This is a genomic window from Noviherbaspirillum denitrificans, from assembly GCF_002211445.1.
Taxonomy (GTDB): Bacteria; Pseudomonadota; Gammaproteobacteria; order Burkholderiales; family Burkholderiaceae_D; genus Noviherbaspirillum; species Noviherbaspirillum denitrificans.
Window position 1 is genome coordinate 2079083 of record NZ_LSTO01000001.1, and the last position, 7867, is coordinate 2086949.

Consider the following 7867-nt stretch of genomic DNA (forward strand, 5'->3'; position numbering starts at 1 on the left):
GAACAACGCGACCGCGACGGTGACCTCGCGCGTGACCACGCTCGGCGCCAAATATGACTTCGGCATGGCTGCCGTTCATTTCGCGTATGCGGTCAACAAGAACGCCGTGGCCGGCAACACCAGCGTGGGTCAGGCCGACACTCGCGACACCATGCTCGGCGTGAGCGCACCTGTCGGTGCAGGCACCGTGCTGGCCTCGTACATCCGCAAGTCGGACCAGACCGCCGCGGGCAATGACGCCAACCAGTTCGCGATCGGCTACACCTACGCGCTGTCGAAGCGTACGAACCTGTATACCTCGTTCGCGCGCATCGACAACACCGTGGCCAACAACGTGGCAGGCTTCTACACGGCGGGCAATGCCACCGATGCAGGCAGCGGCGACCGTTCGTTCAACGTCGGCGTGCGTCACACCTTCTGATCCGGTAGCAAGGGAGACAAGCGGCCATCAGGCCGCTTGTCCTCCGTTACTCCTCAACGCACCACGCCAGCCATTCGGCGACGATGCCGTGTGCGAGGCAGCTCGTCATGTCAATGACCTGCAACGCCGCGCAAGTGGCATGCACATGCGGGCCGAAGCCCGCCACCAGCATCGTATCGGCGCCGGCGTCCTCTGCCCGCGCCACCAGTCCTGACCAGCACCGCGCTTCGGGCGCGGCCGCATACACCGCATCGACTTCATCCTGCCATCCCGGATCAACCAGCTTGCGCTGATTGCGCCACAGCGCGCGCTGGATGGCTTCCGAGGCCAGCACGGATTGCGGCGCGGCAAGCGCGATGCGCCGTGCTGAATGGGGAATCGCTTCCAGCATCAAATCGACCGGATGCAGCAGGCGCACGCCGGCGGTCAGCCGTGGCACCAGCAGCGCGCCATCGCCGGCGACAGCGAGGAAATCGGCGCCGGCCAGTTCCAGCTGGCGCAAGCCATTGAAAAACACGTCTTCAGCGTCATCGCCCGTATCCAGCGGCAGGCTGTACACCAGCATCCTCGGAAAATCGCCGTCATGCCGCGCGCCGTATTGGAGCCGGCATTCTTCCGCGAGCCGTTCGATGAACTGCCCGGTACCGTGCAAGCCAAGCCCGGAAACCAGGCCGATGACAGGAGAGATGGGGGATTTCATGCGCGCCTCCGCGCGCTGTCCGGCAGGCAGGTTGCCATGATGTCGTCCCGTTTTTATTGTGGTACCGGGATCGTGCAAGCGTCATGCCACACGGAAACATGCGGCTTGCAGGAGGGGGCAAGATGTGAAGCTGCCGGAATTCGGCAGCTTGCTGACAAATTTTGCCTAGAGATCGAACTGCAGCGGCACGCAAGCGATGCGCCCGGCCTTCACCTCCGCATCGGCCTCCTCCCGCGAGGCATGTTGTGTGAGCACATACTTGTCCGTCGCCTGTCCGTTCGATGCAGGATAGACGTTGATGAACAGCTGTTGCTTCTGCGGCACGTTCTCGAGGTAGCGCGGACCGTTTTCCGACAGGCGGCCATCCATCGTAAACACCGTCACCACGTCGTCATCGCCGATATAGGCGTGCACCTTGTATACCGGGTGGCGGGCGCGGGTAGTGATGATGTCCACCGGCTGCTTCGTGGTCACCAGCCGCACCGGCCGGCTGAGGTCAGGCGGCGGCAGGTCGGCCCGGCCTGGCGGCGGCATGCTGCGCGTGGGCCGGTGCGCAGTTGCCGTATGACGGCGCGTATCGGCCTCGGGGTGCGGCCGCTCCTGCGTCTTTTGCACGACTGTTTCCGTCATGGGTTCCTTGCGTTCCGGTGGCGCCTTTTCGGCCCTTCGCGGATCAGGCGGGCGCACCGACCGCGGCCGTTCCGCAAAGGTACGCTTGGGGACGTTGAAGGTCACTTCATAGTTGTACAACTGCTCGTCGGTCATGTCCGGAAACGGCGCCGGATGTCCGCCGTCGACGGTACGGTATTCGACTACCGGCTCGCGCCTGCCGAGCAGGATGCCCAGGATGCTCACACGGGTCTCCTTCATTCAAGTCGACGATACCCAACGGACATCCGGGGGGCGATTTTGTTTCCGTGGACAGCATGCCTGGATCAAGGGATGGCGATTCTGCGGCTGCGCGATGGGAACTGTGCGCATTGGCGGGCAATCATATTTGTATTCCGGAGTAGCCGAAGTCAGATAACTATTGGTTGTTGCACCGATGCGATGCAGTGACAGCAACCGGCCAGCCAGCCCATTGCCCGCCAGCCACAGTTCCAGGAGCAAGCCTCATGCACGAAGCGCCTGACTTCGCCGCCATCGTCGATGCGTCGCCGTACAACTACCTCTGGCTGTCCCCCGACTTGCGCATCCTGGGCGCGAACGCGGCCTACCTGCGGGCATCGGGAAGGCCGCTGGAGCAACTGGCCGGGCGCGACGTGTTCGACGCCTTTTCGCCAGACCTTAACGATCCGGAAGGCGTCAACCTGCTCCGTGCTTCGTTCGCACGTGTGCTGGAAACCCGCCAGCCCGACACCATCGCGCTGCTGAAATATCCGATCCCCGATCCCGCGCAAGGCGGCAAGGTGCTGACGGAGCGTTACTGGAGCATCGTGCACACGCCCCTCCTGGATGCACGCGGCGAGGTGTCGTGCATCGTCCAGAACCCGATCGACGTCACCGAGCTGTACACGCTCAAGAAAGCCTTGCGCGCCGCCGAGCAGGTGCGCGATTTCCGTTTCCGCACCGAAGGCAGCATCTTCACCCGCTCGCGCGAACTGGAAGAGACGAACCGCATGCTGGATGCCAAGCTGAACGACTTGCGGCGGCTGTTCGAGCAGGCGCCCGGCTTTGTCGCCGTGCTGCGCGGGCCGGAGTTCATCTTCGAGCTGGCCAATGAAGCCTACCAGCGGCTGGTCGGGCAGCGCGAGCTGGTCGGCAAGGCGTTCCGGGACATCCTGCCGGAACTCGGCGGGCAGGGCTTCATCGAGATCATGGACGAGGTGCTGCGAACAGGAAAAGCCTTTGTCGGACGCGGCCTGAAGGCCGTGCTGGAACGCGAGCCCGGCGGACCGAAATCCGACATCTACATCGACCTGATGGTGCAGCCGATCACGGATCCCGATGGCACGGTTTCCAACCTGTTCGTGCAAGGTCACGACATAACCGCGCAGAAGCGCGCCGAGGATGACCTCCGTATCAGCAATGAGCGCTGGAAGCTGGCGATCGAGGGCACCGGCGACGGCGTCTGGGACTGGGACATGCAGACCGGCGAAGTCTGCTACTCGCCGCGCTGGAAGGAAATGATCGGCTACGCGGACAACGAGATCGGCAACACAGTGGTCGAATGGCGTGACCGGCTGCATCCGGAAGACGCCATGGCCACGCTGGCCGCGCTGCAGGAATGCCTCGACGGAAAAGTCTCGACCTTCACCGACGAGCATCGCCTGCACTGCAAGGACGGTTGCTGGAAATGGGTGATGGCGCGCGCGGTGGTGGTCGCGCGCGACGAACGCCGGCGGCCGCTGCGCCTGACGGGCACCATGACCGACATTTCGGCGAAAAAGGAATCGGATGAGCGCATCTGGCGCGACGCCAACTTCGACACGCTGACCGGCCTGCCCAACCGCCGCCTGTTTCGCGACCGCCTCGACCAGGAGGTGCGCAAGGCACACCGCACCGGCGTGCAGGCGGCGCTGCTGTTCATCGACCTCGACCGCTTCAAGGAAGTCAACGACCTGCTTGGGCACGACGCGGGCGACCTGCTGCTGACGCAGGCAGCCCGCCGGCTGAGCGATTGCGTGCGTGAATCGGATACCGTGGCCCGGCTTGGCGGCGACGAATTCACCGTCATCGTCACTGAACTGGACAGCGTGGGGCATGTGGAAGTGATCGCCAAGAAAATCCTCGATGCGCTCGACGCCCCCTTTCACCTCGGCAACGAAGTCGCCTATGTGTCCGGCAGCGTCGGCATCACGCTTTATCCCAACGACGCCTCCACGCCGGAAGAACTGATCCGCAACGCGGACCAGGCGATGTATGCGGCCAAGGCGGGCGGGCGCGACCAGTTCAGCTTCTTCACGCGCTCCATGCAGGAGCATGCGCATGCGCGGCTGCGCCTCGGCGGCGACTTGCGCAATGCGCTGCGCGACGGCCAGCTGCGTGTCTATTTCCAACCGGTGGTGGACATGCACAGCGGCCGCATCGTCAAGGCGGAAGCGCTGCTGCGCTGGCTGCATCCGACGCTCGGGCCGGTGGAACCGGCCGAGTTCATTCCGCTGGCGGAAGAGTCGGGCATGATCAACGAGATCGGCGACTGGGTGTTCCGGCAGGCGGCCGATTGCGCGCTGCGCTGGAGCAAGGAATTGGGTGTGCCTTTCCAGGTCGGCGTCAACAAGTCGCCGGTGCAGTTCCTGACGCAATCCAGGGAAGACAGCTGGATGTCCTACCTGCGAGGCCGCGGCATGCCGGGCGGCAGCATCACCATCGAGATCACCGAGGGACTGCTGGTCAATGCGTCGTCGGCGATCGCGGACCGGCTGATCGAATACCGCGATGCGGGCATCGAACTGGCGATCGACGATTTCGGCACCGGCTATTCGTCGCTCGCGTTCCTGAAAAAATTCGACGTCGATTACCTCAAGATCGATCAATCCTTCGTGCACGACATCGCGGTCGATGAAAGCGACCGTGCCATCGCCGAATCGATGATCGTGATGGCGCACCGGCTCGGGCTGAAGGTCATCGCGGAAGGCATCGAGACGCGGGAGCAATGCGAACTGCTGCGTGACGCTGGTTGCGATTTCGGGCAAGGCTTCCTGTATGCGGCGCCGGCGCCGGCGGAAGAATTCGAGCGCATGCTGGCACGTCGCGGCGCCTTCATGCAATAACAATCAACCGCGGTGCGCCCAGCCGGTTGTGCGCCTTTCTATGACGGCGAACAACTCATACATCGCCATTGCCATGGCGCCGATGACGACCAGTCCGGCGAAGGCGAGCGGCATCTTCATCGCGGAGCCGGCCGATACCAGCAGGTAGCCGATGCCCTCGTTGGCCGCATTCATTTCCGACACCGTCGAGCCGACGAAGGCCAGCGTGATCGCAACCTTGAGCGACGCGAAGAAGTAGGGCATGGAGCGCGGCAGTCCCACCTTGAGCAGCACATCCGTGCGCCGCGCGCCGAGCACCCGCAGCACATCTTCCAGCTCCGGTTCGAGCGTGGCCAGGCCGGTGGCGATGTTGACCATGATCGGGAAGAAGGAGATCAGGAAGGCGGTCAGGATCGCCGGCCCCGCGCCGATGCCGAACCAGACCACGAGGATGGGCACGAAGGCTGCCTTGGGCAGCGCGTTGAAGGCAGTCATCAGCGGATAGGCTGCGGCGTAGAGGACGGGCGAGGAACCGATCAGGAGGCCGAGCGCAAGCCCGACGGCGACCGCAATCGCGAAGCCCGCCATCGTCACCCAGAATGTGCGCAGCGCATGCCCGGCGATGGGGCCGGCGTACTCGACCAGCGACTGGCCGATTGCATACGGGCTGGGGAAAATGAATTCCGACACCTGGAAGGCGCTGCACACCACCTGCCACACGATCAGCAGCGCGAGCAGCAGTATCCAGGGGGCAAAGGTCTTGATGGCGTTGGTATTCATGTGCTGCGTACCCTTCCGATGTGTTCCCGCAATTCATGCACCAGTTCCGTGAACGGCTCGGTATAGGTGACTTCCAGGTCGCGCGGTTGCGGCAGCGGATTTTCCTTGCGCGCCACGATGCGGCCGGGGCGCTTGCTCATCACATAGATCGTGTCGGCGAGGAAGGCCGCCTCGCGCAGGTCATGCGTGACGAGGATGACGTTGAACCGGCGCTCGGTCCACAAGTCGCGCAGCACGCACCACAGCTCTTCGCGGGTGAAGGCGTCGAGTGCGCCGAAAGGTTCGTCGAGCAGCAGCATCTTCGGCTCGTGGATCAGCGCGCGGCAGATCGATGCGCGCTGCTGCATGCCGCCGGAAAGCTGCCATGGGTATTTGTTGGCATAGCCGTCAAGGCCGACGGTCTTCAGCAGCGCCAGTGCGCGTTCGGTGTACTGCGCCTTGTCGCGCTTGAAATTGCTGCGGTAGGGCTCGACGATTTCCAGCGGCAGCAGCACATTGTCCAGTGTGGTGCGCCAGGGCAGCAGCGTCGGCGCCTGGAAGGCCATGCCGACGAATTTGAGCGGACCGGTGACGGGTGCGCCATCCACGCACACCTTGCCGCGCGTGGGAGGCTTGAGGCCGGTGGCGAGCTTCATGAAGGTGGACTTGCCGCAACCGGACGGACCGACGATGGCGATGAATTCGCCGTGGCGGGTTTGCAGGTTGATGTCCTCGACGGCGAAATCGGCGGACTCGCTGTAGGCGAGGTAGACGTGGCGGAAATCGACAAAGGTGTCGGTGGCGGTGTCGGGGGTGGGAAGTCTGGTTGGTGAGAGCATGTGGTTTTCCAATATTGCACCGAACTTCGCCCTCTCCCGCAAGCAGGAGAGGGCGCTGCTTACTTTCCGGGGAAAACGTTCAACTCCCCCTTCGCCGGTAAAAATGCCGCATTCCACACCGCATTCGGATCCACCCGCGTCTTCGTCGCATACGCATCCGACACCTGCGACGCCATCAGCGACAGCCGCGGCGGGGACACCTGCCCGAAACCTTCCGCCTTCGCATTTGCCGTCGCGATCGATCCGGCGATCGCCAGTTTCAGCCGGCGCAGTTCCAGCTTCTCGTCGATCAGCCCGTCGCGCTCCTTGACCGCCTTGATCGCCTCGTCCGGATTGGCCATCACGTCCTTCGCTGCCTTCGCGAAAGCGCGCAGGAAGCCTTTCACTGCTTCCGGTTTCTGCTTGATGAAGGTGTCGGAAGCGATGATCGCGTTGCCGTAGAGCTTCACGCCGTGGTTGGGATACGGCATGACAACGATGTCTTCATCCTTGATGCCGCGCGCGTTGAGGTTGAGCAGCGAAGTGAAATAGAAACCGGTGATCGCATCGACGTCGCCCTTGGCCAGCATCGTCTCGCGCAGCGGCGGATCCATGCTCACCCAGTTCGCCTTCGACGCATCCAGCTGGTTGGCGCGAGCAAAGACCGGGAATGCGCGGCGGCCGGCATCGAATACCGGCGCGCCGAGCTTCTTGCCGCTCAGGTCGGCCGGCGCCTTGATGCCCGATTTCTTCAGTGCGAAGACCGCGGCGGGCGTGTCGTTGTACACCATCATCACGCCCACCGGCTTGCCCGGCGCCGTGGGGTTGTTGGCGGTGAATTCCATCAGTGCGGCGAGGTCGGCAAAGCCCATGTCATAGGTGCCCGACGCAACGCGGTTGACCGCATTGCCGGAACCGTTGCCGGCGTCGATGGTGACGTCCAGTTTTTCCTGCGCGAAGTAACCTTTCGACTTGGCCACGAGGAAGAGCGCGGACGGCCCCTCGAAGCGCCAGTCGAGCTGGAACCTGACTTTGGTTTCCTGTGCAAGCGCGGGGAGCATCGCCGACAGCAGCAATACGGCGGCTGCCCATTTGGGCAAGCGTTTTGGATGCATGGTGGTCCTCCGTCAGAACTTGTGGCGCAGGCCGAGGCCGAAGCTGGCGGCGCGCGATGCGGTGTTGATCTTGTCGCTCATCGCGATGGTGTACAGGTCGGTACGCTTGGACAGCAGATAGTCGTAGCCGACCGACAGCGTGTTGCGGTCGCGGTCGGCGCCGACCAGCGAGCCGCTGCGCCTGGTGTGCGCGTAGCCTGCCAGCACCGAGCCCTGACCGACCGGCGCGGACAAGCCCACGGTATACAACTTGTCGGTCATCGTGGCCGCGGTCGTGGTGTCATCCTTGTTGCGCTGGACGGTCGCGAACAGTTTCACCACGCTGAAGTTGTAGCTGGCGCCGGCGAATGCCGTCTTCTGCT

Annotated in this window: 8 protein-coding genes; 2 read left to right on the plus strand and 6 right to left on the minus strand. The window is 63.7% G+C overall.

What is annotated here, in order from left to right; translation table 11 throughout:
- On the plus strand, positions 1-421 hold a 421-nt coding region (locus tag AYR66_RS10205), incomplete at its 5' end, for a porin (protein WP_141104206.1).
- Between the two features lie 46 nt (positions 422-467).
- Here AYR66_RS10205 and AYR66_RS10210 read toward each other — a convergent pair.
- Entirely contained in the window at positions 468-1121 is a 654-nt protein-coding gene (locus AYR66_RS10210; protein ID WP_088707403.1) for a hypothetical protein, read from the minus strand.
- Positions 1122-1286: 165 nt separating this feature from the next.
- Positions 1287-1976, minus strand: a complete 690-nt coding sequence (locus AYR66_RS10215) for a hypothetical protein (protein WP_088707404.1) — start codon at positions 1974-1976, stop codon at positions 1287-1289.
- 260 nt (positions 1977-2236) lie between these two features.
- Here AYR66_RS10215 and AYR66_RS10220 point away from each other — a divergent pair, with 260 nt between their 5' ends.
- On the plus strand, positions 2237-4834 hold the full coding sequence (locus tag AYR66_RS10220) for a sensor domain-containing protein (protein WP_088707405.1): 2598 nt from the start codon (positions 2237-2239) through the stop codon (positions 4832-4834).
- A 3-nt stretch (positions 4835-4837) separates the two neighbouring features.
- On the opposite strand, the gene AYR66_RS10225 is transcribed toward AYR66_RS10220, so the two are convergent.
- The 4 genes from AYR66_RS10225 to AYR66_RS10240 form a co-directional block, all read right to left on the minus strand.
- On the minus strand, positions 4838-5593 hold the full coding sequence (locus tag AYR66_RS10225) for an ABC transporter permease (protein ID WP_088707406.1): 756 nt from the start codon (positions 5591-5593) through the stop codon (positions 4838-4840).
- Positions 5590-6411 carry an ABC transporter ATP-binding protein gene (locus AYR66_RS10230; RefSeq protein WP_088707407.1) on the minus strand — a complete coding sequence of 274 codons (822 nt, stop codon included), beginning with the start codon at positions 6409-6411 and terminating at the stop codon, positions 5590-5592. Before AYR66_RS10230 ends, AYR66_RS10225 begins: the two co-directional genes overlap by 4 nt.
- A gap of 59 nt (positions 6412-6470) precedes the next feature.
- Positions 6471-7451 carry an ABC transporter substrate-binding protein gene (locus AYR66_RS10235; protein ID WP_234815023.1) on the minus strand — a complete coding sequence of 327 codons (981 nt, stop codon included), beginning with the start codon at positions 7449-7451 and terminating at the stop codon, positions 6471-6473.
- A 66-nt stretch (positions 7452-7517) separates the two neighbouring features.
- Positions 7518-7867 (minus strand): porin (locus tag AYR66_RS10240; RefSeq protein ID WP_141104207.1); only part of this gene is annotated, 350 nt, incomplete at its 5' end.

Bases quoted from the DNA above. Each gene is read 5' to 3' on its own strand.
- AYR66_RS10210 (WP_088707403.1), bottom strand. From the start codon at position 1,121: ATGAAATCCCCCATCTCTCCTGTCATCGGCCTGGTTTCCGGGCTTGGC.
- AYR66_RS10220 (WP_088707405.1), top strand. From the start codon at position 2,237: ATGCACGAAGCGCCTGACTTCGCCGCCATCGTCGATGCGTCGCCGTAC.
- AYR66_RS10225 (WP_088707406.1), bottom strand. From the start codon at position 5,593: ATGAATACCAACGCCATCAAGACCTTTGCCCCCTGGATACTGCTGCTC.
- AYR66_RS10230 (WP_088707407.1), bottom strand. From the start codon at position 6,411: ATGCTCTCACCAACCAGACTTCCCACCCCCGACACCGCCACCGACACC.
- AYR66_RS10235 (WP_234815023.1), bottom strand. From the start codon at position 7,451: ATGCTCCCCGCGCTTGCACAGGAAACCAAAGTCAGGTTCCAGCTCGAC.